The 25,965-nt window shown below is 52.9% G+C and carries 23 protein-coding genes; 2 read left to right on the top strand and 21 right to left on the bottom strand.

Features of this window, described 5'->3' with window-relative positions; genetic code table 11:
- Nucleotides 1-4 precede the first annotated feature (4 nt).
- From E6Q52_RS02730 to E6Q52_RS02645, 18 genes are all read right to left on the bottom strand, one after another.
- On the bottom strand, nucleotides 5-418 hold the full coding sequence (locus E6Q52_RS02730) for a biopolymer transporter ExbD (protein WP_292818097.1): 414 nt from the start codon (nucleotides 416-418) through the stop codon (nucleotides 5-7).
- Between the two features lie 4 nt (nucleotides 419-422).
- Nucleotides 423-1,061, bottom strand: a complete 639-nt coding sequence (locus tag E6Q52_RS02725) for a MotA/TolQ/ExbB proton channel family protein (RefSeq protein WP_292818095.1) — start codon at nucleotides 1,059-1,061, stop codon at nucleotides 423-425.
- Between the two features lie 196 nt (nucleotides 1,062-1,257).
- Nucleotides 1,258-1,752, bottom strand: coding sequence for a type II secretion system protein (locus E6Q52_RS02720; RefSeq protein WP_292818093.1), 495 nt, complete (start codon nucleotides 1,750-1,752; stop codon nucleotides 1,258-1,260).
- A complete protein-coding gene (locus E6Q52_RS02715; protein WP_292818091.1) occupies nucleotides 1,739-2,110 on the bottom strand; it encodes a type II secretion system protein in 372 nt (123 codons plus the stop codon). The genes E6Q52_RS02720 and E6Q52_RS02715 overlap by 14 nt, the downstream gene beginning before the upstream one ends.
- A gap of 4 nt (nucleotides 2,111-2,114) precedes the next feature.
- Nucleotides 2,115-2,588 (bottom strand): prepilin-type N-terminal cleavage/methylation domain-containing protein, encoded by a 474-nt coding sequence (locus E6Q52_RS02710; protein WP_292818089.1) that lies wholly within the window; start codon nucleotides 2,586-2,588, stop codon nucleotides 2,115-2,117.
- An 8-nt stretch (nucleotides 2,589-2,596) separates the two neighbouring features.
- Nucleotides 2,597-4,558, bottom strand: coding sequence for a tetratricopeptide repeat protein (locus tag E6Q52_RS02705; RefSeq protein ID WP_292818087.1), 1,962 nt, complete (start codon nucleotides 4,556-4,558; stop codon nucleotides 2,597-2,599).
- Nucleotides 4,559-4,578: 20 nt separating this feature from the next.
- On the bottom strand, nucleotides 4,579-5,088 hold the full coding sequence (locus E6Q52_RS02700; RefSeq protein ID WP_292818085.1) for a hypothetical protein: 510 nt from the start codon (nucleotides 5,086-5,088) through the stop codon (nucleotides 4,579-4,581).
- Entirely contained in the window at nucleotides 5,085-5,642 is a 558-nt protein-coding gene (locus tag E6Q52_RS02695; RefSeq protein WP_292818083.1) for a hypothetical protein, read from the bottom strand. The genes E6Q52_RS02700 and E6Q52_RS02695 overlap by 4 nt, the downstream gene beginning before the upstream one ends.
- Nucleotides 5,630-6,145, bottom strand: coding sequence for a hypothetical protein (locus E6Q52_RS02690; protein ID WP_292818081.1), 516 nt, complete (start codon nucleotides 6,143-6,145; stop codon nucleotides 5,630-5,632). Before E6Q52_RS02690 ends, E6Q52_RS02695 begins: the two co-directional genes overlap by 13 nt.
- Complete coding sequence (locus E6Q52_RS02685; protein ID WP_292818079.1) at nucleotides 6,145-7,011, bottom strand: hypothetical protein; 867 nt, start codon at nucleotides 7,009-7,011, stop codon at nucleotides 6,145-6,147. The genes E6Q52_RS02690 and E6Q52_RS02685 overlap by 1 nt, the downstream gene beginning before the upstream one ends.
- A complete protein-coding gene (locus tag E6Q52_RS02680; RefSeq protein ID WP_292818077.1) occupies nucleotides 6,992-8,707 on the bottom strand; it encodes a GspE/PulE family protein in 1,716 nt (571 codons plus the stop codon). Before E6Q52_RS02680 ends, E6Q52_RS02685 begins: the two co-directional genes overlap by 20 nt.
- 13 nt (nucleotides 8,708-8,720) lie before the next feature.
- On the bottom strand, nucleotides 8,721-9,911 hold the full coding sequence (locus E6Q52_RS02675; protein ID WP_292818075.1) for a type II secretion system F family protein: 1,191 nt from the start codon (nucleotides 9,909-9,911) through the stop codon (nucleotides 8,721-8,723).
- Between the two features lie 19 nt (nucleotides 9,912-9,930).
- A complete protein-coding gene (gene gspG / locus E6Q52_RS02670; protein WP_292818074.1) occupies nucleotides 9,931-10,350 on the bottom strand; it encodes a type II secretion system major pseudopilin GspG in 420 nt (139 codons plus the stop codon).
- Between the two features lie 45 nt (nucleotides 10,351-10,395).
- On the bottom strand, nucleotides 10,396-10,989 hold the full coding sequence (locus tag E6Q52_RS02665; protein ID WP_292818072.1) for a hypothetical protein: 594 nt from the start codon (nucleotides 10,987-10,989) through the stop codon (nucleotides 10,396-10,398).
- A gap of 311 nt (nucleotides 10,990-11,300) precedes the next feature.
- A complete protein-coding gene (locus E6Q52_RS02660) occupies nucleotides 11,301-12,314 on the bottom strand; it encodes a hypothetical protein (RefSeq protein ID WP_292818070.1) in 1,014 nt (337 codons plus the stop codon).
- Nucleotides 12,315-12,504: 190 nt separating this feature from the next.
- A complete protein-coding gene (locus tag E6Q52_RS02655; RefSeq protein WP_292818068.1) occupies nucleotides 12,505-16,197 on the bottom strand; it encodes a TonB-dependent receptor in 3,693 nt (1,230 codons plus the stop codon).
- Nucleotides 16,198-16,372: 175 nt separating this feature from the next.
- On the bottom strand, nucleotides 16,373-17,419 hold the full coding sequence (locus E6Q52_RS02650) for a FecR domain-containing protein (protein ID WP_292818066.1): 1,047 nt from the start codon (nucleotides 17,417-17,419) through the stop codon (nucleotides 16,373-16,375).
- Nucleotides 17,420-17,427: 8 nt separating this feature from the next.
- Entirely contained in the window at nucleotides 17,428-17,928 is a 501-nt protein-coding gene (locus tag E6Q52_RS02645) for a sigma-70 family RNA polymerase sigma factor (protein ID WP_292818064.1), read from the bottom strand.
- Between the two features lie 368 nt (nucleotides 17,929-18,296).
- On the opposite strand from E6Q52_RS02645, the gene E6Q52_RS02640 reads away from it, so the two are divergent.
- Both E6Q52_RS02640 and E6Q52_RS02635 read left to right on the top strand, forming a co-directional pair.
- Nucleotides 18,297-20,207 (top strand): EAL domain-containing protein, encoded by a 1,911-nt coding sequence (locus E6Q52_RS02640; protein ID WP_292818062.1) that lies wholly within the window; start codon nucleotides 18,297-18,299, stop codon nucleotides 20,205-20,207.
- A 229-nt stretch (nucleotides 20,208-20,436) separates the two neighbouring features.
- Nucleotides 20,437-21,621 (top strand): EAL domain-containing response regulator, encoded by a 1,185-nt coding sequence (locus E6Q52_RS02635; RefSeq protein WP_292818060.1) that lies wholly within the window; start codon nucleotides 20,437-20,439, stop codon nucleotides 21,619-21,621.
- On the opposite strand, the gene E6Q52_RS02630 is transcribed toward E6Q52_RS02635, so the two are convergent.
- The 3 genes from E6Q52_RS02630 to E6Q52_RS02620 all read right to left on the bottom strand — a co-directional run bounded on the left by E6Q52_RS02630 (nucleotide 21,618) and on the right by E6Q52_RS02620 (nucleotide 25,747).
- On the bottom strand, nucleotides 21,618-23,036 hold the full coding sequence (locus tag E6Q52_RS02630; protein WP_292818058.1) for a PLP-dependent aminotransferase family protein: 1,419 nt from the start codon (nucleotides 23,034-23,036) through the stop codon (nucleotides 21,618-21,620). The genes E6Q52_RS02635 and E6Q52_RS02630 overlap by 4 nt on opposite strands.
- Nucleotides 23,037-23,106: 70 nt before the next feature.
- Complete coding sequence (locus tag E6Q52_RS02625) at nucleotides 23,107-23,433, bottom strand: hypothetical protein (RefSeq protein ID WP_292818056.1); 327 nt, start codon at nucleotides 23,431-23,433, stop codon at nucleotides 23,107-23,109.
- Nucleotides 23,423-25,747 (bottom strand): FdhF/YdeP family oxidoreductase, encoded by a 2,325-nt coding sequence (locus E6Q52_RS02620; protein ID WP_292818054.1) that lies wholly within the window; start codon nucleotides 25,745-25,747, stop codon nucleotides 23,423-23,425. The genes E6Q52_RS02625 and E6Q52_RS02620 overlap by 11 nt, the downstream gene beginning before the upstream one ends.
- Nucleotides 25,748-25,965 lie beyond the last annotated feature (218 nt).

The following is a 25,965-nucleotide window of genomic DNA, read 5'->3' as shown; positions in this document are numbered from 1 at the left end:
GCCTTTATTTCCCAACCTCTGGCGACATCACAAAACTAAATTTGCTAATGCCTGCGCGCTGAATCGCCGCCAACACTTTGGCCACCACGCCGTATTGCGCGTGCTCGTCGGCATAAATCTCCACCGCCGGGTCTTGGCTTTGCTTGAGCTGGCCCAGCGCCGGGGTTAAGCCTTCCAGCGCCAGGCGTTGCTGGTCCAAAAACACATCACCCGCATCCGTCACGCTGATATGTGCTGTTTTAGGCGTGGTAATCGCCACCTCGGCACTGGCTTGCGGCAGCTTCACCTTCACTGCATTCATCAACAAAGGCGCCGTCACAATAAACACGGTGAGCAACACCAGCATCACATCCACCAGCGGCGTCACATTGATTTCGCTTACCAGGTCTTCATTGTCACTATCACCTAAAATCGCCATGATATTAGCCTTCCGCGCCTGACTGCGTCAGCAGTGATTGAAAGCGGCTGGCCACTTGCTCCATGTCTGCCTTATGCACTTTTTGCTTGCGCATAAAATAGTTGTAAGCCAGCACGGCAGGCACCGCCGTGGCAATGCCAATCGCCGTCGCAATCAGCGCCTCACCAATCGGCCCGGCCACCACGTCCAGCCCGGCAGAACCGGTGGCGGTGATGGTTTTAAGCGCATTCATAATGCCCCATACCGTGCCAAACAAACCGATAAACGGCGCCGTAGAGCCTATGCTCGCCAACACTGCCACGCCGCCATCCATGCGCTTTTGCTCCAGATAAGCCTGCTGCTTGAGAGACAACAAAATCACCTCCTGGCGCTCGTTTCTGCGCAACACCGAATTCGCCATCACCTCGTTCATCGCCCGCATACCGGCATCGCACAAACGCGCAAAACTGCTATTGCTATGGGAGATAATTTTTGGCAACTCATAAATGGTTTTCACCTGCTGCCACTCAGATAAAAAGTGGTTCGCCTCATTGCGCGACTTAAACCAGGCCCAGCTTTTCATCAGGATGATGGACCACACCAGCACCGACAACACGCCCAGCAAAACCAACACAAGATCAACAATATCAGGCACTAAGTCCACAGCACGCTCCATTATAAAAATCAGATTAGAAATAATCCGGGTGCTTACTGCACTTTGGTCCCGCGGTTAACCAGGCAAAAGTGCATACAAGGAAAAAGCCCCATCAACGACAGGAATTTCTCACATTTACATCCCTTCATATGTTTAATCGCTGGGCGAGCTAAAAGCCTGACGTCAATAACATAACTTTACACAATCACATGCCACTAGTATTGAGGCCTAGCGGCTGCGGCAAGTAGACAAAGTACCACTCACCGTAATAGCGTTTGTCATTGAGATGCTGCAATTCGCCGCGGTAACCTTTGGTTTTAAAAGGTGGTTTGTCAGACAGGCTGTAAATCCCCATGATGCCGCCACTGGGGGCCTCGACAATACCCCAGCCTTCACGTTGTGTGATGGGGTCGACGTAGGGTTTGCGTAAATGGCGGCGCGCGGTCGGAAAACGGCTATCTTCCTGCAAGGCCTCGAGGGTGGGCGGAAAGGTTTTGACCACGCCTGGCGTCTGGTTGTAATAACGGCCAATGGCGTCGCGGTAAGCCAGCCCGACCTTGATTAACTCTGCCTCGCGCTCGCGCAGCACCTGCGTGTGCCAGCGCATGCTGGCCTGCGCCATCACCAGGCCACTGAGCATGACCAGCATCAACATGCCGATCAGCACAAAGCCGCAGTCAGGCGGCCTACCACAGCGCATAGGGCGTGCCATCCTCAGCTAATCGCGTCGAACCGCTATGCACATCAAACACACTGCCTTGCTCGTCTATATTCGGTGGCAAGGTAATCACCCAGGTATCCGCGCGCTCAGTCACCGGGTCAGGCGGGATGGCTTTGAGATATTGGCGTTCGACCAATTCGTCCAGCGTTTCTGGGTAGCGGTTTTTGTCGCTGTAAAATTTATCAATGGCGTCACGCATGGTCAGCAGGTCATGACGTAAAGTGGTTTCTTTAGAACGCTGCAACATATGCATAAATTTGGGCGAGACAATCGTCAGCAACATGGCCAGAATCGCCAGCACCACCAGCATTTCAATCAAGGTGAATCCACGTTTCATGGTGTTACCACGCGCTATAAGGTTGTTGGTTAATGCCGATGGTAGGCGAGCGCGACGACACGTCATAGACGTCTTGCGCCATGTCGTCCAACGCCCCATCGTAGGCACGGATTTGCCAGGTGGCGGCATTGCTTTGCGTGGCATCTGCCGCAAACGGGTCGCGCGGAATGCGGCGCAAAAAAAACAGTTTTTTCTTTTTGGCGTCTTGTGCATTTTCAACGCCAGTCACAAGGATTGCCAGATTAGGTGGATAGCCACTCCCCTCGGCCGTCTTCTTAATCAGGCCCTGATCGACCGCGTCTTTATACGCATCCAGTGCATCACGGATTTGCCATAAGGCGCGCTTGAGTTCGCGCTCTTTGTCACGCTTGGCGTTGAGTTGCAGCACCGGGCTGGCCGAGGTCACCAGCAATGCGAGTAAGGCCAGCGTCACCAACAACTCGACTAATGTAAATCCATACGTTCGCTGACCTGGCATACACACGTTTATTGACTCTGAATAATCATGGTATTGGGGCTCGCCGCTGGATTAGGTGGCGCCGAATTGATCAATTGATCAGCAAAGTTTGCATCCACTCTTGCACGGTCATTCGAGCTATTGAGAGGCGTAGCAACCGGGTTAGACGGTGTGTCGCTAGACTGCACGGCGCGCGCGCCACCCGCGCCCACCGGATTAGCCGTGGCGGCGATGCCGGAAGGAATCAGGCTATAGACCGCACTGGCCGGGCTCAGGTTGTGCATAATGCGCGGTGTAATCAGCAATACAATTTCGTTTTTGCGCTTGTCTTCATTGTTGCTGCTAAACAGTTTGCCTATCAGCGGCAAGTTGCCCAGGCCTGGTACTTTGCGGCGGGTTTTCTGCTCATCGTCACGGAATAGTCCGGCCAGAATCTGCGTTTCGTTATTGCGTAACTGCAAGGTGGTATTGGCGTTGCGGCTACCGATGGTGTACGCCAGCACGCCAGAGCTGGTGGTGACCTGATCGGTAATATTGCTGACCTCCATGCCGACTTTGATACTGACCTGGTCCTGCATCTGGATCACCGGCTCGACATCGAGCTTGATGCCGACCTCAATATAATTCACATTCTGGCTAACAAAGCCCTGCGCACTGGCCACACTGGTCAGCACTGGGATTTTGTCACCGACATGAATCTTGGCGCGATCACGGTTTTTGACGCGGATTTTGGGGCTGGCCAACAAATTGGTGTCGGTATCCTGATGCAGCAGGTTAAGCACAATGGCCGGATCATTGATTGAAAACACGCCCAGATTGCCATTAAAGTTACGCAACTCGGTCAAGGTCAGCTTGCCCGCCTGCGGTTGGGTGCCACTACTGTTACCCGCCGCATTGCCCTGCACGCCCACGCCAATCTGTGTAGGGTACTGAATGCCCACGTTTTCCAGGTTGCGGCGATTGATTTCCATCACCTCCACTTCGAGCATCACCTCGGGTTCATTGAGGTCTTGCGAGGCAATCAGTTTTTCGGCCACTTTAATGCGGTCCATGGTGTCGCGCATCACCAGCGTATTCAGCTTTTCATCCATATACACATCGCTGGCGCGCAACACGGTTTTCATCATGTTGAGCGCACGTTTGGCGTCCATGTGCGTCAGGTAAAAACTGCGCACAAACAACTCCTCATATTGCGCCGCGCGGGCTTGCGGATAAATCAGCAAGGTATTGCTATTGAGCACTTTTTTGCCCAGCTGGTGGCTGGTGAGAATCACTTCCAACGCCTGCTCAATTGGGGTATCGCGCAACAAGACATTGACGCGTATGCCCTCGTTGAGCTCCTGGTCAAACGAAAAATTGAGGTCGCCCGCCTTGCCCAGGTATTCAAAAGCATTTTTTATCGGCGTGTTTTTCAGCTCTAGCGTGACTTTCTTTTTAAGGGATGACTGCAATGGCCGCACCACGCTGCTGCGCTCGTTTTTTTTCTGCTCAAGCTGCTCGAATAATTGCCGCGCCTCAGCGTGTGCAGGCTGCTCAGCCAAAATGATACGTAACCCAAATTCGGCCCCGGCCAGGTCTTCTGCCGATATGGCTAATTGCACTTGTGCCAGTTGTGCCGCATGCTGGCGTGCCAGTTGCACCTTTTGCAGGCCATCACTGGCCGCACGGTTGTTGGGCGAGAGCTTCAGCACTTGCTGGTAAGCCTCGCTCGCCGCATCGTATTGCTGCGAGGCCTGCAAACTATCAGCTTGCTGCAATTGTTTTTGCAGTTTTTTCTCTTGCAACAAGGTGAGCCAGTTTTTGTATTGTGGCTGGCGCGGATACTGATCGACCAAGGGCTGCAATAGCTGGATGGCCTCATCGTCCTGGCCGCGCGCGGCATAGATTCTGGCCTGCTCTAGCGTGGCATCGCCGGTTTGCGGTGCGGGCAACAGATTGCTGCATCCCGCCAATAACAGTGGGCAGCCCAACCACCAGGCCCAATGGCTCATTTTATGCTTCACTTGCTTGTTCAAAATACCACCCCATTATCCAGCCTGATTTCAAAGCGCTCGGCCGCATGTTGCAGCACGATTTTTTGTTGATCCAACAACGCCACCTGCCAGCCATCGGCAAAGCGGTCCCCCGCGTGTAACACGTACTGTTGTTGACCGTCGGTTAAAAACACGATCCAGCGACCATCTTCTTGCAAGCGACCGGCATAGGTATATGGATTGACAGCTTCAGGCGCAACGGGCGGTGCACTCTCGGCCGAAGCTGGGTGCAGCACGGCAAACAGATCAATCGCGGCATCATCGGCTGTCGTCAGGCTGTGAGCCGTTTCTGCAATGCGTTGTAAGTCCGTGGCGTATGATGCTGGAGCATTTGGCAAAGGCAGCGCCTGTGCCAAACTCACGCGCTGCCGCGGCGCAGGCTCAGCCGACGCCGCAGGCGATGATGCCTGTTCGTCGGCCTGCTCTACCCACCAGCATGCCAGCAAGGTGCATACCAGTGCGGCCCATACGAATCCGCGCCGCATCATGGCTGACCTCGCTTGCGTGTATACAAACTAAACTCCACATAAGCCTCAAGCTCAGGTTGCATGACATCGCTACGCTGCAATTTAAACTGGCTCAATGCCAGGCTGGGGTAATGCTGCAACACCTGCTGCAAAAAGTGACGCACCTGCAAATAATCGCCTTTGAGCGGCAATTTGATGCGCTGCACTTGCAAGCGACTCTGTTCAAGCGCAATAGACTGAAACTCTGCCCGCTCAAACAGCATGCCCATGGCATCCGCGGTGGCCAGAATCTCGGCGCTGATACGGTCTGCTTCGTCTTCAACGGGCCAGGTTTGTGCCGCAGTTGTGGCGACAGGGCGGGTAAGGGGCGCAACTCTGGCCTGCATGGCCTCCCTGGTCTGCATTGGCAATGCTTGAATAGCGACTTGAAGAGTCTGGCGAAGCCACCAGGCCTGTGCGATCAGCGCAGACAATACCATCGTGATGAGCAACATGACTAGCAGCCAACGGTGACTCTGCCATGTTTGCTGGCAGACAAAGCGCAGGCGCTGCAGGATTGGGCTTAAAACAGCCATCCGGCCTCCAGATGCAAGGTGGTCATGCGCAAGCCGTTCACTTCGGTGGCTTCGCTGGCCTTGAGTTTCACGTCGGCCAGGCCGGATTGTTTTTTGAGCCGCTCGACCAACGCCCAGCCTTGCTGACGTTGCTGCGCCAGCACCGTCATGCGCACCTGTTTGCGTTTGGCATCGGGGGAGAGTTGCAGCCAGTACAGCTGCGCTTGCTGTGCGCGTTCTAGGCCACTCAACAACGCTAACCACGGCGTTTGAATCTGCACCTGCGCCGCGGCGATGTCCGCTGCCAGCGCCTGATTCACCACAGGCGTAGCAGCCACTTGCCGACTCGCCGCCAGCGCCGATTGGCGTGCCTGCCATTGTTGCTGCAAGCGCGTATTGTCCTCGGCAAGCTGTTGATAGATCACCACCAGGCAGACCAGGCCTATGAGCAGCAGACTACCCAGCAATGTCGCCATCGGCCCGGGCAGACGACCTGCCGCATAATTGATGCGCACTTGCGTCATCAGTGACTCCCCTGCCTGGCCAACGCAGCCACCTCAACAAACAGCGGCACAGACTGCTGCCTCACGCTACTCGCTGGCGTTTGTGGTAAAAAAACCGGCAAGTCCGCACGCGCGGGATGAATAGCTTGCTCACGCAGCAATAGTTGATGCAAGGTCTGCTGCCATTGCGAGTCTACCGGCACCTGACGGATGTGCTGCCAGTAGCCTTGCAGCAGACAGGCAACGGTTAAGCTGCCCGTCTCGCGGCAGACAATCCAGCCCTCGGCTGGCAAGCCTTGCTGACGCATCACCTGCAAGGCCAGGTTGGCGGCCAGCGTCCAGGCGGGGGTGATGATGCCGGGTAGCAAACGATGTGTAGCCAGCACGGTTTGTAATTGTTGCATGAGGGCCACTGGCAAGGCATTGAGCAAGATAGGCTGGCCATACCCCCCCGGCTGCGCCTGTATCTGCCAATCCTGGCCATCGCTGGCAAAGGCCTGCTGCAAGCCATGGCGGTAATACGCGGCCAGATCAGCCTGCGAGCGAATCTCGGCCTGCCACGGCAGCACCAGCCAGCGCGCATACTGGTTAGAAAGCACCACCACCACGTGCCAGCGCTGGTCCACCAATGGCGCTAATACGTCTGATAAGGTCGACCACAATGCGTCTGGCGGCAATATATCGTGCGCATTGCCTGGTAAGGCATGACGTTGATGGCTAACCATCTGCGGGCGACTGCCCGGCCACCAGGCGCGTTGAAATTGGAACACTTCCAATGCGTCACAAGTGATGACCAGACGCAATTCTGGCGCAGTCCATGCCTGCCACCAGCGGCGGCTATCGGCCAGGCGGCAATCCACACCAGGGTCAGGAGAGTGCAGTAACACGGTTAATCTCCTGCAATGTGGTTTCGCCTGCGGCCACCAGCGCCAGGCCTGCGTCACGCATGGCCCGTGTACCGGTGGTGGCCGCCAAAGCCTTGATCTGGCTAATCGGCGCTTTGGCGACGATGAGTTCGCGCATGCGGTCGTCAAACAACAATAATTCGGCAATGCCTTTGCGGCCCTTGTAGCCGCTGCCATGGCACTGGCCACAGCCGCAGCCTTTTTTAAACTGGTAGTGCTGTGTGGTCTCAACGCTCAAGCCAGATTTGCGTAACAATGCGGGTTCTGGCACATCATCCACTTTGCAAAACGGGCAGATCACACGCACTAATCTTTGCGCCAGAATCACATTCACGGCCGAGACAAAGCTGTAGGCATCCACGCCCATATTCGTAAAGCGGCCAATCACATCAAACACGTTATTGGCGTGCACGGTGGTGAGCACCAAATGCCCGGTGAGGGCCGACTGCACGGCAATCTGTGCCGTTTCGCCGTCGCGGATTTCACCGACCATGATTTTGTCGGGGTCGTGGCGCAAAATCGAGCGCAAACCGCGCGCAAAGGTGAGACCCTTTTTCTCATTGACCGGAATCTGCAACACGCCGGGCAATTGATATTCAACCGGGTCTTCAATGGTGATAATCTTGTCCTCACCCTGGTTGATTTCGGAAATCATGCCGTACAAGGTGGTGGTTTTGCCGCTACCGGTCGGCCCGGTCACCAGCAACATGCCATAAGGCGCTTCTGCCTGCGCGCGGATTTGCGCCAGCAAGTCTGGGGCAAATCCGAGCACCTCCAGGCTGATGCCTTGCGCTTCACTAAGCGCCTTGCGGTCCAGCACGCGCAGCACGGCGTCTTCACCCACCACGCTGGGCATGATAGATACGCGCAAATCAATCTCGCGGCCCAGGGCATGCACTTTGCAGCGACCATCTTGCGGAATGCGCCGCTCGGCAATATCCAGCTCAGACATCACCTTGATGCGCGAAATGGCCTGCTCGGCCTGCATCACCCCATTTAAGCCACCCACCTCGGTGAGCACGCCATCAATACGGTATTTCACGCGCAAGCCATGCAGGGTCGATTCAAGGTGAATATCACTGGCCCCGGCCTTGAGCGCATCGTACAGCGTCGAGCGTACAAAACGCACCACTGGGCTGCTATCTTCACTGATAGACTTGAGCGATAAGGCCTCGACCGGTGCCTCTTCTTCATGAGCAGCACTGTCACTGTGTTGCACCTGGTCCATCGCCCGCATTTGCGTTTCATGAAACTGCAAGCAGGCGGCAATATCGTTGCGATGAGCGAGGCACCATTGCACCGGCACACGCAACCTATTCTGCAACCGTAACAGCAGTGGTTCATCAAACGGGTCGGCCAGTACCATATATAAAGACTGTTCTGGATATAAAGATTGATCTGGCTTCTGCATCAGCACGGCATGCAGGGTGCTGGCATCGTTAAAGCGCAGCAAGTCAAACATCGGCTGCATGGCATGCAGGTCGAGCGCCGTCAGCGTCGGGTAATGCATGCACTGCCCGAGTGCCTGCACAAATACCTCAGGTGCCAACGTCGATAACTCCTCCAGCACCTCGATCAGTGGCCGCCCGGTTTGCTGCGCCAGTTGCCGCGCCTGCGGCAATAAGGTCAGCGGCAAAGGCGGCACCTGCTCGGTCAGCGGTAAGTCCTGCATATTCATGGCATGGTCTTTCTCATTCTATGGCGCCTGCCAGTTCAAAAATCGGCATATACATCAACACCACCACCAGCCCGACAATCAGGCCGATGATTACCATCAGTGCGGGTTCCAGTAACTTGCTCAGCCACTCCACCCGTCGCGCGGTTTCCTCGTCGTAAAACACGCCAATGCGCCCCAGCATGTCGTCTAATTTTCCGCTGCGCTCACCCACGCGCAACATGCGGTTGGCAATCGAGGTGGTCAGGCCATGCGACTCCATGGCGCCAGACAAAGCCTTGCCTTCACGCACCTCGGTCATCACGCGTTGCAGCGCCAGTTGCAACTCTTGCGGCAACAAAGATTGCACCATGCCCAGCGCAGTCAGCAAGGGAATTCCTCCCTGTAACAACATACCCAGGGTGCGGTAAAACCGCGCCAATTGGTAAATGCGCAAAGCTTCGCCCAAACTGGGGATTTGCCACACGCGCTGCATGATCCAGGCCTTGCTGGCCGGGCGTGAAAACAGCAGCCACAGCGTGGCCGCCATGCCCAAGGTACCCAGTAGCACCCATTCGCCATGACCTTGCAACAATTGCCCCCAGCGCAACAGCATCTGGCTGGCCCAGGGCAAATTGTCACCGCCGCTCTCATAAATCGTGCTAAAGCGCGGCACCACATAACCGAGCAGAAACAGCACCACCAGGCCACCCACCACAATCAGCAACACCGGATAAATGGAGGCTGCAATAATTTTTTTACGAATCGCCTCCACCTGTGACTGGTAAGCCACATGACGGCGCAAGGCATGCACCATGTCACCCGTGCGCTCACTGGCGCGGATCAGCGCGATATACAACTGGCTGAATACGCTGGGCTGCAAGGCCAGCGCCTGCGACAAAGGCAAGCCTTCAAACAAGGCCGTACGCAACTGGGTTAACACCGCGCGCGCATGGTCTTGCTGCTCTTTTTCGGCCAGGCCTTCAATCGCTTCGATCAGGCTCAGGCCGGATTCAAGCAGCGTCAGCAACTCCTGGCTAAACAGACTCAAGTTAAAAGTCTGTGTTTTGAGTGGCCATTGCGGCCAGCCGCGCGCCCGTGCTGACCTTACCTGCAAGACGCCATAGCCTTTTGCCTGCGCCTGATGCAAGGCCGCCTGCCGGTCAGTCGCGTCTAGCGACACCCAACTGACCTGCGCGCCCTGCAATACTTTTAATTCAAACTTCATCGCCGTTTCGCTTAAAGCACTACCAGTTACCGACGTCGCTATCTGCGTCTTGGCCGCCCACCGCGCCATCACTGCCCAGCGTCCACACATCATAATCACCATGCTCACCGGGGTAGCGGTATTGGTAAGCCCTGCCCCACGGGTCCGCGGGTACGCCTTTGGCCAAGTAAGGCCCCTGCCATTTCGCCTCACCATCCGGCTGTCGATTAAGCGCCGCCAGGCCTTGCTCAGTTGACGGATAATGACCAATATCCAGACGATAGGTATCCAAGGCACGTGACAGTGCCTCAATTTGTGCTTTAGCCGTTTTGGTTTCTGATTTGCCAATCTGGGCAAAATACTTGGGGCCCACATAACCCGCCAGCAGGCCGATAATCACCATCACCACCAGCAACTCCAGCAAAGTAAAGCCTGCTTGCTTAAATTTCGCCACTTTCATCGTCGTCACTTTCTAAAATTAACCCTGCGAAAAGATAGAGGTCTTTTAATCCAGGCTTGCACCTGCTGGCACCAATCCTGGCAGCACGACTTCAAATGCTTTTTGTCCGTTTTGACCCGTGGTGCGCAAACGAATCGCCCCTTCTTTCTCATCAGGCTCTTTGCTATCGCAATGGCTTTTGATATACAACATAGACGTCATTTTGCGTGTCGAACCATCCGGGTCAGCAAAACTCACGTCTGTGGTGAAATCCACCCAACTATCGTGATAAGGCGCAGCGTTCAAATCTGGTAAACCAGGCTGCTTGACTGATGTCATGCTGCGCCCAACTCGATATAACGCTTCTGGCATACCGTAGCTGGCATTAGGATTTGGGTTCATAAAATAGGCGACTGACACAGGGCGGCCGCCAAACCCACCACGCACAATGTCATTGATTTCCCACTGTTCGCCATGACTTAACTTGGGCTCTTTCATTAATATATGTGTGCCAAAAATGCATTCTTTGGTGTCTTTGTTCCACCAAATCGTATCAGTCAGGGTAGCGAACTCCTCGCTATCGTTACCTTCCGGTGCAGGTGGTGCAACACCTCGCGAAATCATGCCCACCATATTAAAACCCGCCAGCGGCGCGTTCATCGGGCTCGTTAATAACAGATCACTCGTTACAGCACACGTGGTATTTTTCCGCTGTGCCACATCTGGGGCACTACTCTCTTTTAAGCCAAATGCACCTGTCGCGTTACAGGCCACATAAGCGGATGTCTTGCTCGGCTTTAAATCAACGAACTCTGCCTGACAAATCAAAGGCAAGCACAACGCTAACAACGCCATTAACTTCAAATATTTTATTTTTAACACTTCATCGCTCCCTTAAGTCGGAGGGGTTGCCAGCGACAAGCTACATCGCTGGCAATTTGTTACATGCTTAACACTAAATCAATACAGAATTAGAAGTTTGCATTGGCACCGCTACGTGTCACACCATTAGTGACCACAGTGACCCATGGCTGAGACTCCTGTCCAGTCTGGCGAATACGCACAGTATTGTTGGTTGTTGGAAATGCTGTTGCTTCAGTGCCTGAACCGCAACCGGAACGTACATACATAAATGGACTATCCTTAGCAGTTGTACCGTCCTCATCTACACCACCTGTTACGTCAACAGTAAAGTCCACCCAATTGGTGCGAATCTCTGCAGTTTGCTGCGCAGCAGTCGGCGTACCTGGATTAACCAATGTCTGGCCAACGCCATTAATTTCTGTACTAGAAGCAGGTGCAGGGCTATTCACTGGACGACGTACATAACCTGCATTTAATGCGGTAGCTGCATCAAAATCATCGCCCTGAATTTGAACTGAAGTAAATGAGCGGCCCATTCTGAAAACCGGTGAGTCGGTATTTGCTGAGTGATAATAACCAGCACTTACATCCGTAGTACCACTAAACCCACCGAAAACATAATCGTTTACCTCCAGACGCTGACTGCCATCTAATTGTGGGTTGTAATCAAACGTTGCGGCTGCTACTGCTGGATTTGTCAACCCACTACTGGTATTCATTTCAAAACGCTTTTCAAAAACACATTCAGTTGCAGCAGCGTTGCGATAGACTCTTTGTCTCATACGCGCTAAAACTTCACCATTAGCTGTGATATTGACACTTTGTTTTGCTGTAGATAGGGTTACACTTGTAAACCCGGTCACCGGAGTACCGGGATTATTTCCACCGGAAGGGAAGACCGCACAAGTATTATTAGCACCAGCAGTGGGTGCTGTGTAACTCAAACTACCATACAACCCTGTGGTATTGCACTCACGCCAACCTGTAGTACCTGCTGCCTGATTTGTACCCGCAGTCACCGTGAAGCCTGCCGCTGGTAAGCTTTCCAAGCCTGTTGCAAATGCATTAGCTGATACGCCAAATGCTGTCATCACGGCTAACTTTAGTAATTGATTTCTCATTACATGCTCCTAATAAAAAGGTTAAAATGAGCAGGCATTTGTGGCTGCCTGCGTGTTGCTTCACCAATTCAGCACATTCTGTTAGCGCCTTGTGAGTTCTAATCTGAACGTGATTGAATCTTTTTTAAGTTGCACTTATGTGTAGTTCACAAATGCACTTCATAACAAACCAATCTAGTTTCATTTATGTTTACCTCCCAACATCAAAGTCGTACGTTAAGGTAAAAAATGCCGACCTTGGTGCACCAGGTGCCAAGAAAGTACTGGCCATCCAGTCATTGCTGTTGTAATTGAACCCACCAGGGCCAATCGCACCATTAATAGATGGCGAGAATGGGTTAATCCCTAACCGGCCTGCGCTGTAGTATTCACGATCAAAAAGATTGTTGATCATTAAGCCTGCCGTCAGATTTTTAGTGATTTTGTAGCTGGTCTTGAGGTTCCAAACCGCATACCCTGGCACCTTGCCAGGGTATCGAAAGTTAGGTCTGTCTATCCGCGTCTCGCAAGTGCTATTCCCATACTCAATACCATCAATGACAGTTGGTGAACTCAACCCACTACAGATGTAGCGGGAGTTTGCTGCACCCACCTGATGCTTGTTGTTTTCGTTACCACGTACAAAACTTTCTGAATGCAATATGCCTGTGAGGCTCACGGTCCAATCTGGGGTGATGTCATAACTCACAGTGGCATTCAGGTTGTGCAAGGGCACACCTGGGATACGATTGCCGGGGGAGACGACAGTCTGCTCGTAGCCATTGCCACGTCCAGATACATTCCCTGCACTGCTGTTATTAGGACTGGCTACTGTAAAGCGGTCTTGAAAAGTGGCATCCGTGAGTGAGTAGTTGACTCGGAAGCCAAGTTTATCGACTTTACCTTGCAACCCAAGCTCAACCCCTCGGCGGCGAGTGTCGCCAATATTCTGAAAGAAGCTACGCTCAGCGGTGAAAGAGACGAAGTAGATATCATCAGTCAAGTCAGTTTGATAGGCAGTGGCATTCCACTGTATCGTTGGCGTCAAATTGCCACGCCCACCAAACTCAATAGTCTCAGAACGCACTTGTTTCAAATATGGGTCACCAGATAAAGTACTTGGCAAACTACAGAAACGTCGCTCAGCAAGAGAGCGTGGCCCTACAAAGATGAGTTCGCCAGTATTAGGGTCTGTGTTGTATTTGGGGGTATCATCAAACGCGCAGCCAAGTTCAATCACACTGGGTGTACGTGCACCCCTGTTCCAGTTACCATAAAAGTTAAGTGTCTCCGTTGGCTGCCAGGTTGCGCCCAGACTTGGATTAAAGGAGCGATAAGTAAACTTCTCTGTTTCTGGTTGACCGAGAAAACCTAGCCCGCCTGCCAGCTCCGGACTAAATGGCAGCACACTCACTGGAGGACACTCCTCTAGCTCCAACGTACCGTTTCCATTACTGTCCGGGCACAGCACCGCATCCTGATAAAAGTTTTTAAATGCGGTAGGGCCTGACAATCCCAAGATATTATTAATGGCTAGAACGTTCTTGATCTTTGTATGGTTGAACCTACCGGCGGCTGTGAACGCCCACTCTTTGGTCGGTGTCCAGGTCTCACTAAAATAAATACTTTTGGTGGTGCTATTACCATCAAAGTTATTTAAGTCAATCCGGTTGTTTGCTGCGTAAAATTCGTAGCCGAGTTTACTAGGGTCTCGGATTGCTCTACGCTGATCGGTAAATAAGCCTAAATATTGGCCACTTTCGTAGGTCGCATCTGCTGCGTCAACCGAGGCTCCTACCATAAACTTGTGTTGTTCCAGATTCCAATTGAGCTGCATCGAAGCTCCATCCGTGGTCTGGTCAATCTCTGTTTGGGTAATTAGCGCAGTCGGTGTGCCTTCTACATAACCAGAGCAAGTTCCAAGCCCTGGATTGGGTTGACAATCAGCCCCATTACGCTCGATGGGTGTGCCGTTCGCGTCCGTGACTAACAATCCAAGTGGTTTGTTAATTCCTGGGTTTGATCCCGAAAATGTACGGACCAATGACACACCCGTAACAGGGTCTAATGCAGTGATAGAATAAGATGATCCACTTACAATAAAGCCGTTAGAGTCTTTGTACACATAGTTTAAATTATTAGGATCAAAAAATTGTCCAGGAAGATCTCTGCTACCGTCTGTTGCCAAACCTCTTGTTTGCCATGCGTATAAAGCTGCTTGATAAAACTCAGGTGTAAATGCAGGAGCAGTTGTTGGATTTTGTGGATTAAGCGTCCAGATTGGATTGCCGCTTGCATCTACAGACTGCCCTGTCACAGCAATCGAATTTGCAGCACTACCTATCGCCAATCGACTTAAATCATATCCCGAAGGTGAGGATGAATCATAAGCCGAGAACGCGGAATTTAATAAAACATTACCACTGGAATCAATACCAAAATACTCTGGCTCGCCATTAACATCTAACATTGCCAGAATATTGCCCCCACTACCATCCGGCACACTCTTTGCAGCCACATTTTCAAGACTTATACCATTGTCCGGATTAATATCCGGCAACCCATCCCCATCAAAGTCAGGCACCCCATTAGCGAGTTGCTCACCTGAGTTTGGTCTGCGGGTCGCACTACCTCCAAAGTTCTGGTTTACATCACCATTGCTGGCATTTCTACGGCTCTTACGTCTGTAGACTTGCCCCGTGATGTTGAAGGTGTCACTCACATCCCACGTGCCGTTTAACTGGAACTGCAACAAGCGGTTTTTAGTTTCATCCGGACTGGTGAAGATTTGACTGCCATCTTGCTTGGCCATTTCAGTGGGTAGCAAACCGTTACCCACAAGTTTATTGCCTGCATACAGCATGCTTAAACCCAGTTGTAGACTGTCATTACGCCATTCACCTTTAGCAAAAATTTGATTCACCTCACTAGGTGAGTTCACGCGCCAACCGTCTTCTTTAAAAATATTAGCCGCAGCAAAACCAGCTATAACGCCGTTGTTACCACCCACAGAGCCTTGAAACTGATTGCGCTTGAAAGAACCACCCAGGTATTCCACCGTGCCTTCGTTGCTATCAAAACCACTTTTGGTTTTCATGCTGATGGCACCGCCCAGCGTACCCAGGCCAAACAACGGATTGGAGCCGGGAAAAACGTCCAGGCTGTTGAGGGCGTTCATGGGGATCATGTCCCAGTTCACCACGTCACCAAATGGTTCATTCACGCGGATGCCATCCAGAAACACGCTTAAACCCTGTGAAGTGCCTAATTGCGGGCTGGCAGTAAAACCACGATAGGTGACGTCCATTTGAAACGGGTTGCTTTGGTAGTCGTTAACGTTCACAGACTGCAGTTTGCTGTTCATTAAGTCAGTCAAACTCACCGCTTTGGATTCTTTAATCTCTTTGGCGGTGATGCTTTGTACGTTGCCGGGAATCTCCTCCTTAGTGAGCGCCAGGCCTTTCAGCGGGCCGATGTCATAAGCACGTTTGGCGCGTATTTCAACTTTTTCCAGTTGTAGCGCTTGTTGCTTTTCTTCTTTTGGCGCCTTTTGGATGAAAGCATTATTTCCTTCCAGCTTAGGTACCAGCCCACTCTCACCTAATACGCGCTGCAACGCTTCTTTACGCGACATACGGCCGCGCACTTCGGGGGCGGTTTTGCCAGAAACGATGTCATTGGGGAATGAGATATTCATGCCTGTGGCTTTGCCAAGGTCATGCAATGAATTAGCCAACGGCTGCGCTGGAATATCCACATTCACGGGCACACTAAAGCTCTCCTCTTGCTGCTTTGGCAGTTGGGTATTCAATGCTTCCGCCCACACTGGTTGCGTTGCCATCACGCTCAAAGCCGCTAGCGCAGTGTGTATTCCTCTTCTATGTATTTTTTTATATGTATTCACAGATTTCTCCTGTACTTAGACTCATCTGTGAGCGCGGCAAAACCCTGATGCTGTTAACCTAACTTTACATTCAAAGGGTGGAAGTGAGAGCAACGAGAACGCAGTTAGCCCTTGAGGCTAATAAAAAAGGTGCTGATAGCAGCGCCTGTGGTGACATGACTTAGTCGTGAGTGGGCTATTGGCGGGAATGCAGCAGGGTGTATTGCGGCGTTTCCTGCAGCCTGACTGGCGCGATATTGGGCAGGCCACGCAAGAACTGGTCTATGTCCTGAATATTGATATCGGCAGAAATATTACGCACTTGCCTGCCTTGCGACTGCACTGGTTTTTGCCGGTAGCGCGAGACGGTATCGGCAATTTCACCGGTATCGGCGCGGTCAAACACCAGCCTGCCATTGAGGAAAGCAAAGGCATCTGAAGCCGGGCGGTTGACCAAGACCATGGCGCGATTAGCATAGACCTCGAGCACCTGGCCATTGGTGATTTCTCGCGCTAGCGGCGTGATGGCTGCTGGTGCAGCTTCTTTTTTCGGCTCGACCTTGACGCGCCCGTGATCGACGCTGACGCGCACCACTTGTTGCAGCCGGTTGACGGCGAAACGGGTGCCAAGGACGGTGATTTTTGCCGTATCGGTTTCAACCACAAATGGCCGATCCGGGTCTTTGGTCACTTCAAAAATGGCTTCGCCTTCTTTGAGCAGCACATGGCGCTCATGGCGATAATAAGTGACTTCCATGTCGCTCTTGGCGCTCAAGGTGACTTGAGTGCCGTCATCCAGTGTTTTGGTGACAATTTGGCCGACCGGGTTTTGCGCGGCGAGCTGCATGACGGGCGCGGCTTGCCAGACCTGGTATTGCTGGTGCGAGAAAAAGCCGGCCACACACATAAAGCAGACCACCATCAACTGTGCCAAGCGCTGCTGTTTGGCTTTACGGCCGGCTTCGTTGGCTAAAAAAGCCTGTTGCTCGGCGGCATCGGCCAGTGTCGACAAACTTTCGGCGGAATCGAGCTGGCGCATGGCGTGGGCAAAACTATCATATTCAGCCGCATGGCGAGGGTCATCGGCTAACCATTGCTCAAACGCGTGATGCTCGGCGCTGCGCTGGTTGTGCGCATGCTCACGCATCCGCAAATACCAGCGGGCGGCCATTTCACTCAGGGTGAGCGACTTGGAGGCCGCTGCACTAGAGGCGCTTGATTTGGGCGTGAGCGGTTTTGACATGGGCAAGGTTAATGCACAGCCTGTTGAAATGCGCGGATATCGAGCATGGCGCGGATCAGGTGTTTTTCAACCATATTGATGCTGATATCCAGTTGCACCGCGATTTCACGCTGCTTCATGTCATCGACGTGATACAGCCAGAATACCTGGCGGCATTTTTCAGGCAGCAAATCGACCACGCGCTGCAAGTGATGCAGTTTTTGCCGCGTTTCGTACAATTGCTCAGGCGTGCATTCCAGAATCAGCGCAGCTTCGTCAATCTGGTCTTCATCGACAAACCGCGTCCTGTGGCGAAACTCATCCACCAGCAAATGATTCACAATGCCATTTAAATAGGCTTGCGGCGACTCTTCACGGGCCGGATGGCTCGAGACGGCAAAAAATACCAGGGCGTCATGCAGGATGTCTTTGGCACGCTGCACACACGCGGTACGCCTGCCAATACGACGCAAGACGTCGGTATATGCCCAGGTTAAATCGATGCCGCACCAAGCCAGTGTTTCGCTCATATTTCATCACCCTACTTTGAATGAGTTGATAACTTGCAAAACACATGCCATGACTGCGACATGCAATAAGAGATTGATTCTCAATTAAAAAATGTCATCGGGTTTAAAAAGCGGCCAATATTGGCGGCTTCTTTCAACCACTTTTTTAGAAATTGGCTGTTATAAACCACTCAATTGTATTGAAATAAAAGTAAAATCGCCGCCTCACGCTAAACACTGCTCACAGTGGTCAATTTAGCAGCTGCCAGTTTTATCAAGCGGACCAAACCCATAAATGGAAAGCTTATTGCGCTGTGTTTACCGAATCGAAACGGCCAGCACATGCTTAATATTCAATCACTAAAAGACAATAATTCGTCTAAAAATCAATGTCATTCTTTAAAACGACCAGCCATGAAGTATTGCGAGCACGCTATAACAGCCTGCTTGAAGATGTGCCCGTCGCCCTCTTCACGGCGATCAGCGCGCTGAGCATACAGATGATCGTTTTGCATGATCAGGTGCATTGGTTGCTCTCGATTGCGACGCCTTTGATCAGGATGCTGATTGGCGGCAGCCTGCTGTTTTACTGGTTTGCGCACCGTGACGAGCACCCCTCGATTGATAAAATTCGCAAACGACTGGAGATCGCCTCCATCGTGTTCATTCTGGCCGGATTTTTCACGTTCTGGCGCAGCGTTTACCTCTACCCCCTCACCGACACCTTCGGCCATTACTTCCTGATTTTTCACAATACGCTTTACGGTTTCTGTTTTGCCTTTATTTTGAGCAAGCTAGGCCCGGCAGCCTACGCTTACAACCTGCTGATGATTTCCTCTGCCATTGCCTGCATTTACCGTGGCAATTTTGAGCATGCGCACTTGATGGCATTGCTGATTATGGTATTTGAAATTGGCATGCTGATGACCATGCGCGCCAGTACCACCATGTTTGACAAGTGGGTGAACGCAACTTATGAAACGCAGGCCTTATTAAAAGACAACCAACGCCTGGCAAACCAGGATGTACTGACGCAACTGCCTAACCGGCGGCAGTTTTTTATCCAGGTAGAACAGCAACTGCTGTTGGCCAGACAAACGCAAGAATGTTTTGCGGTAGGGATTTTAGACCTCGATAACTTTAAACCGGTCAACGATATACACGGTCACCACATCGGTGATCTGGTGCTGATCGAGGTGGGCAAGCGGCTGGCACAGGTGAGGCCGGGGCAGGTGCAATTTTACCGTTTGGGGGGGGATGAATTCGCCTTTCACCTGGTCACCGACGATGAGCATGCCTCACTCAGACAGATTGCCCAAGAGATCAACCAGGCCATTTCACAACCGATCGCCATTGATGGCTTGCTCATCAGCATAAAAGCCTCAATGGGCGCCTGCATTATTTGTGACGACTATCTCTCTGCGCAAATGTTGTACGAGCATGCGGACTTTGCTTTATACCACGTCAAACGCACCGGCCGCGGCAACCTCGAAATCTACTCTGAGACGCTAGAAAAAGAGCGTCTGCACCTCAACCGCATCGACCAGGCCTTGCGCACCGCGGATATTCACGCCGAGCTATATCCGGTCTTTCAACCGATTATTGATATGGATGCCAACGAAGTGTGCGCCTTTGAAAGCCTGGCGCGCTGGCAAAGCCCAACCATAGGCGCAGTGTCCCCGGCCATGTTTATCCCGGTGGCCGAAAGCCTAGGCATGATCGCCGACATCACCAAGCTGATGTTTAGCCACTCGATGATCGAAATGGCCTCATGGCCAGATCACATGCGTTTGTCGTTTAATTTGTCAGCTTATGATGTAACCAACCAAACAGTGATTAAAGCCTTGATAGACATGATGCATGCCAGCCAGCTGGCGCCCGGCCGCTTTGTGTTTGAAATTACCGAAACGGCTTTGCTGCAAAACTTTGAAACCGCGCGCGACAATATTAACCTACTACGCCAGGCGGGCGCCAAAGTGGCGCTGGACGATTTTGGCACTGGCTATTCCAGCCTCAGCCATGTGCAAACCCTGCCGCTGGATAAACTGAAAATTGACCGCGGCTTTGTGAAGGATATTGAAACCAACACCACCAGCCAAACCATCGTACGCTCGATTTTAGCGCTGTGCCACGGCATGCATATGGAGTGTGTGGCTGAGGGCGCTGAAACCGAAAGCCAGGTACGGTTTTTACAAGCCATGGGCTGCCAGTTCATTCAGGGCTATTATTTTGCCAAGCCCATGCCCAAAGAGCAGGTGCAGCCTTACCTGGCCACCGCAACAGGGATAGCCGACTCTTGATGCCATGCACCGGATACTGGTCTGAGATGGCCTTAAAGGTTGACAAAAATACCCTTTTTGCTAAAAACTAGATTAACATCAATGTTTTTAGTCATCGCGCGCGGTTATATCGCACGCGATGTAGTGCACGCGTGTTAAACACGCGCTGACAGCAGCGCCTGCCATCCCCAACCGAAACAAACCGAGCGCTTGCCAGCAGTATCCTAAAGATTACCAAGGAGGTTGCGCCATGCGTACAAACACGCTTTTAATCCTGGATGACGATAGTCATGATGCCAGTTTGATCGCTCACGAAGCCCAACATCTGGGTTTTGAGGTGAGAGTATTGGACGATGCCAAGCTGTTTATGGATGCGTTTCTGGCCTGGAAACCAACACATCTGGCCATCGATATTGTGATGCCTAGTATCAACGGCATAGAGATTTTAAAGACGCTGGCGCAACTCGATTGCCAATCGTCGATTATATTAAGCAGTGGCATAGGCTCAGACCTGCTACCAGCCGCGCAACTCGTCGCCATTGAGCACAACCTGAATATCCGCGGCATCCTCTACCAGCCGTTTCACCAGCACATTCTCAAAAATCTGCTCACAGACCAGGTGTCAGTCGACCTGCACGCGCGCTCTGCTAGCGATGCCAGCATGCAACCATTCACCGTCGATGCTCAAAGCATTGATGACGCCATCCGCAACCAGCAGTTCAGCTTGTTTTATCAACCACAAATAGAACTGCATAGTGGCCGAGTGATTGGTTTTGAAGGCTTACTGCGCTGGCAGCATCCGACGCTGGGCATCAAGCTCCCCGAGGCATTTATTCCGGTGGCTGAAAAAACCGGGCAAATTGACCAGCTGACCCAGATTGTGATTGAGCACGGATTTAACTTTATTCGATCACTCAGCAATACGCTGACATTTTCACTGAATATCTCAGCAAAAAGCATTAAAAACCATTTACTCACCGATGCGTTAGTCGAGGCCAGTCAATCGCTGGAGGTCGCCCCGGAAAGAGTCATTCTCGAACTCACCGAAACCGCCACCATGCAAGACCCGGATGAAGCGCAGCACATTCTTTCCCAGTTGCGGGCCGAGGGCTTTAAGCTGAGTATTGATGATTTTGGCACCGGCTACTCGTCGATGGCGCAGTTGGCCAAACTGCCTTTTACCGAGCTCAAGATTGATAAATCGTTTGTCACCACCATGGAAACTTCGTCAAAATCGAGAAAAGTGGTGGCCTCTACGCTCAAGCTGGCTGAAAGCCTGGGGCTGGAAACCATTGCAGAGGGCGTGGAAAACACCCTGGCCGCCATTGGTTTGCGCGAGTTAGGCTGCCGATATGGCCAAGGCTATTATTTTGCGCGGCCGATGGACCAAGCCACCGCCACTACCTGGCTTGGCCAGTGGAATCATCAGTTTTAAGCGGCTAGCATCTCACACGCCAGCGCCCCTACCTCGCGCACGGCTTGCTCAATCGCCAGCGTCCATAAATGGCTAAAGTTGAGGCGAATATAGTGCGTCAGTTCTTTGTTGCGCGAGAAGATGGTGCCCGGCGCAACAGTGATGCCGTTATCAATGGCGGCACGGTAGAGCGCCAGCGCGTCCAGCGCGGGTGGCAACTTGACCCAGATCACGTAACCGCCCTGTGGCACCGACAGCTGCGTACCTGTCGGAAAGCTCTGCTCGATCACATTACGCATCAGCACATAGTTGGAGCGCAAGGTATGCCGCAACTGCTTGAGGTGCTGTTCAAAGCTGTCACGCTGCATAAACTTGGCAATCGCAATCTGCGGCGCCGATGGCAATGACAGGCTGCTCAGAAACATCAGCCGCTCAACCTCCTGGCGATAACGCCCGGCGCTGGTCCAGCCGACGCGATACCCCGGCGCCAGTGACTTGGAAAAAGACGCACAATGCAGCACCATGCCTGCCCGGTCAAAGGCTTTGGCCGGTAGCGGCGCCGCATCGCTGAAATACAGCTCGCCATAGACATCATCTTCAATCAGCGGAATCTGCTGTTCGGCGAGAAACGTCACCAAGGCACGTTTTTTGGCTTCTGGCATCACAAAGCCAAGCGGATTTTGAAAGTTAGTGGTGAGGATCACCGCCGAAAGCCGCACATTGTCCGTCACGGCACGTAAGGCATCCAGGTCTATGCCAGACGCAGGATCGGTGCGCACTTCTATCACCTTCATGCCCAACCGTTCGACGGTATGCGCCAGGGCATAATAGCCGGGCGATTCCAGCGCAATGGTCGCCCCGGCTTTGGCCACCGCCTGCAAACAAAGGGTGATGGCTTCGGTGGCACCATGCGTGATCACAATGTCGTCTGGCGAGGCCTCCATGCCATGTGCCAGATAGCGGCGCGCAATCTGCTGGCGCAGACTTTCGTTGCCAGGCGGCAAGTCACTCAGCACGCCCCACTCGCCCTGATCGTCGGTCAGCGCTTTTTCATATTGATGGATTTTTTTTAACGGGAACAGCTGCGGGTCAGGAAATGGCGACCCCAGCGGCACGGTGCCAAATTCGCGGATAGATTTGAGTGTCGTCAGCACCAGCTTGCTGGCGTCGATTTCAGACAGGTTAATATCTTTGGCCAGCGGGGAAGCTTGCCGTTGTTGCAGGCGTTTGCGCGGGGTGACGTAATAGCCGGATTGCGGATGGCTGCTGATCACGCCCTCTTGCTCCAGCAACAAATAGGCGCGCAACACCGTGCTGATACTGAGCTCGTATTTTTGGCTGGCCTGCCGTACCGAAAAAATCTGGTCGCCAGGCCGCAACACGCCTTCGTCGATCATTGCGCGTATGCGGGCGGCAAACGAGACATAAAGCTTCATGGTAAGCAGGCGGTGTGCGGGGTTGCGATGCCTGTATTATACGTCAGGCCATTGCCCAGCCGTGCAAGATTTAGGCGGCCTGCAAGGCCCGCGACACCTCTTCGCCGCTGGCAGTCAGCATGGCGACCAGGCGATCTTTTTCGGTCCACACGGTGACCAGCGCCTGCTCGCTCAGCGCCGTCATCAGGCGTTGTAGCGTGCTCATGCGAATGCCCAGGCGTTTGCAAATCACGGCCAGTGACACCGCCGCCCGGCCCTGTGCATGCTCGGCATGCAGCAATTCCAGAATCCCCAGCATCAACACAGTACTGTTATCTAGCGGCACATAGTCGGCAATAAAGCCCGCTTCTAACGCTGTGTCAGCGTGCAACACGGTCAGGTCATTATCAAGCAGCATGGGCCACCTCTGGCGCGGTGGTTTTTTCAACAATCACCGGAATAGATTTAGAAGTGGGCGTACGTGAGTCATCTGCCACACTTTCCAGCGGCACCAGATTATTGGTTTCCGGGTAATAACCGCTGAGGCAGCCAGCCGGAATATCGTAAGACACCACTAAAAACTTGTCGGCACGGCGCGTGATTCCATCTTGCCAGACGCTGATCAGATTGACCCAATCACCAGCCTCCAGGCCCAGGCGTGCAATATCCAGCGGATTCATAAACACGACGCGACGCTGGCCAAACACACCACGGTAGCGGTCATCCATGCCATAAATAGTGGTGTTGTACTGGTCGTGCGATCGCGTGGTCATCAACACAAACAGCTGGTCACCATATTGTTGACGCGCCTGGTGGATAGGCGAGTTTTGCGGAATGGCCTGTACGGTAAATTCCGCCTTGCCTGAAGGCGTGTTCCAGATGCGCTCACTGGAAGGCACCGGCATGCGGAAGCCGCCGGGCGTCTTGATTCGCTCGTTATAATCCTTGAAGGCGACGGGCATGGTTTGCTCAATCGCGTCGCGGATTTTGCTGTAATCCTTGATCAATGCCAGCCATGGCGTTTTGCTGTGCTGGAGCGTGGCATGCGCCAGCCGCGCTACAATCGCAGGCTCAGACAGCAAATGCGGCGAAGCAGGTTTGTTCATACCATAAGAAATATGCACCATGCTCATGGAGTCTTCTACCGTCACCCCTTGCGGGCCAGTCTCTTGGGTGTCGATTTCGGTACGGCCCAGGCAAGGCAAAATCAGGGCTTCTTTGCCGTGCACCAAGTGGCTGCGGTTGAGTTTAGTGGTCACATGTGCGGTCAAATCGCAGTTGCGCATCGCTTGCCAGGTGCGGTCGGTATCAGGCGTTGCAATCGAAAAATTGCCACCCAGACCAAAGAATACTTTGCCTTTGCCATCCAGCATGGCCTGAATCGCGCCCACCGCATCGTAGCCCGGCGTTCTCGGCACGGTGATCTCAAATACGCGCTCCAGGCTATCCAGAAACTCGGCTGGCATCTTTTCATAAATGCCGACCGTACGATTACCCTGCACATTGCTGTGGCCGCGCACCGGGCACAGACCTGCGCCCTCTTTACCGATATTGCCGCGTAATAACATCAGGTTCACCAGCGTTTTAATGGTGGCGACGCCATGCTTGTGCTGAGTAATGCCCATGCCCCAGGTAGCAATCACGCGATCGCCGGTGGCATAAATGCGGGCGATTTCCTCAATCTGCGCTAACGGGACGCCGGACTCCTCAACAATCACTGCCCAGCTTTCCTGGCGCGCATCTTCGGCAATCGCTGCAAAGTTATTGGTGTGCTGCGCAATAAAGTCGAGGTCAACCACGCGCTCGGTGCCATGTTGAATCGCCTCGTCATCCCACTGGATCACATACTTGATCATGCCTTTAATCAGCGCCAGGTCACCACCCAATTTGGGCTGAATAAATAAATCACTGATTTTGCTGCCTTTGAAAGACAGCATGTCAAACGGGCTTTGCGGGTCAGCAAAGCGTTCTAGGCCGCGCTCTTTTAACGGATTGATGGCGACGATGCGTGCGCCACGTTTCGCCGCCTCGCGCAATTCACCCAACATACGCGGATGGTTGGTGGCCGGGTTCTGACCAAAAATCAGGATGGTGTCGGTGTGTTCAAAATCATGCAAGGTCACCGAGCCTTTGCCGATGCCCACGGTGGCGGGCAAGGCGATGCTGGTCGATTCGTGGCACAAATTAGAACAATCAGGGAAGTTATTGGTACCGAATTCGCGCACAAACAATTGATACAGAAAAGCCGCCTCATTGGCTGCACGGCCAGAGGTATAAAAAATGGCTTCATTGGGGTCGGCCAGCGCATTGAGGTGTGTGGCAATCAGCGCAAACGCCTGGTCCCAACTCACCTCTTCATACTTGTCGGTGGCAGCGTTGTAGCGCATCGGGTGCGTCAACCGGCCTTCGTTTTCCAGCTCAAAATCGCCCCAGCCCATGAGCTCGGTCACGGTATGTTTGGCAAAAAATGTAGGCGGCACGCGCTTGGCGGTCGCTTCTGCGGCCACGGCCTTGACGCCATTTTCACAAAACTCAAAGGTTGAGGTGTGCTCTTTGTCTGGCCAGGCGCAGCCCGGGCAATCAAAACCATCCGGCTGGTTTTGTGCCAGCAAGGTCAAGATGCCCTTGACGGGAATCTTTTGCAGCGCGAGTTGCGCGGCGACTTGCTTCAAGGCCCCCCAACCAGCGGCTGGGTGGTGGTATGGCTTAATGGAGGCTTTGGGTTGCGACATAAGTCCTACTGACGGTGGGTTGGCCTGCATTTACACAGACCAACAGATAAATACGGATTCACAATGACTATCATCATAAGACAGTCAACGATAGGAAACCAGACACAGAAACTCTGAATTTTTAGAGTACAGTTGCATGCAAAAAACGCACAGAACCCAGTACAGATGCGGTGGTTGTCACCTTCTCTTTCAGTCATCCAGCGTTGACGTGCAAGGCC

The organism is Methylophilus sp. (genome assembly GCF_008015755.1).
GTDB lineage: Bacteria > Pseudomonadota > Gammaproteobacteria > Burkholderiales > Methylophilaceae > Methylophilus.
This window is presented reverse-complemented; position numbering and strand designations above follow the sequence as displayed.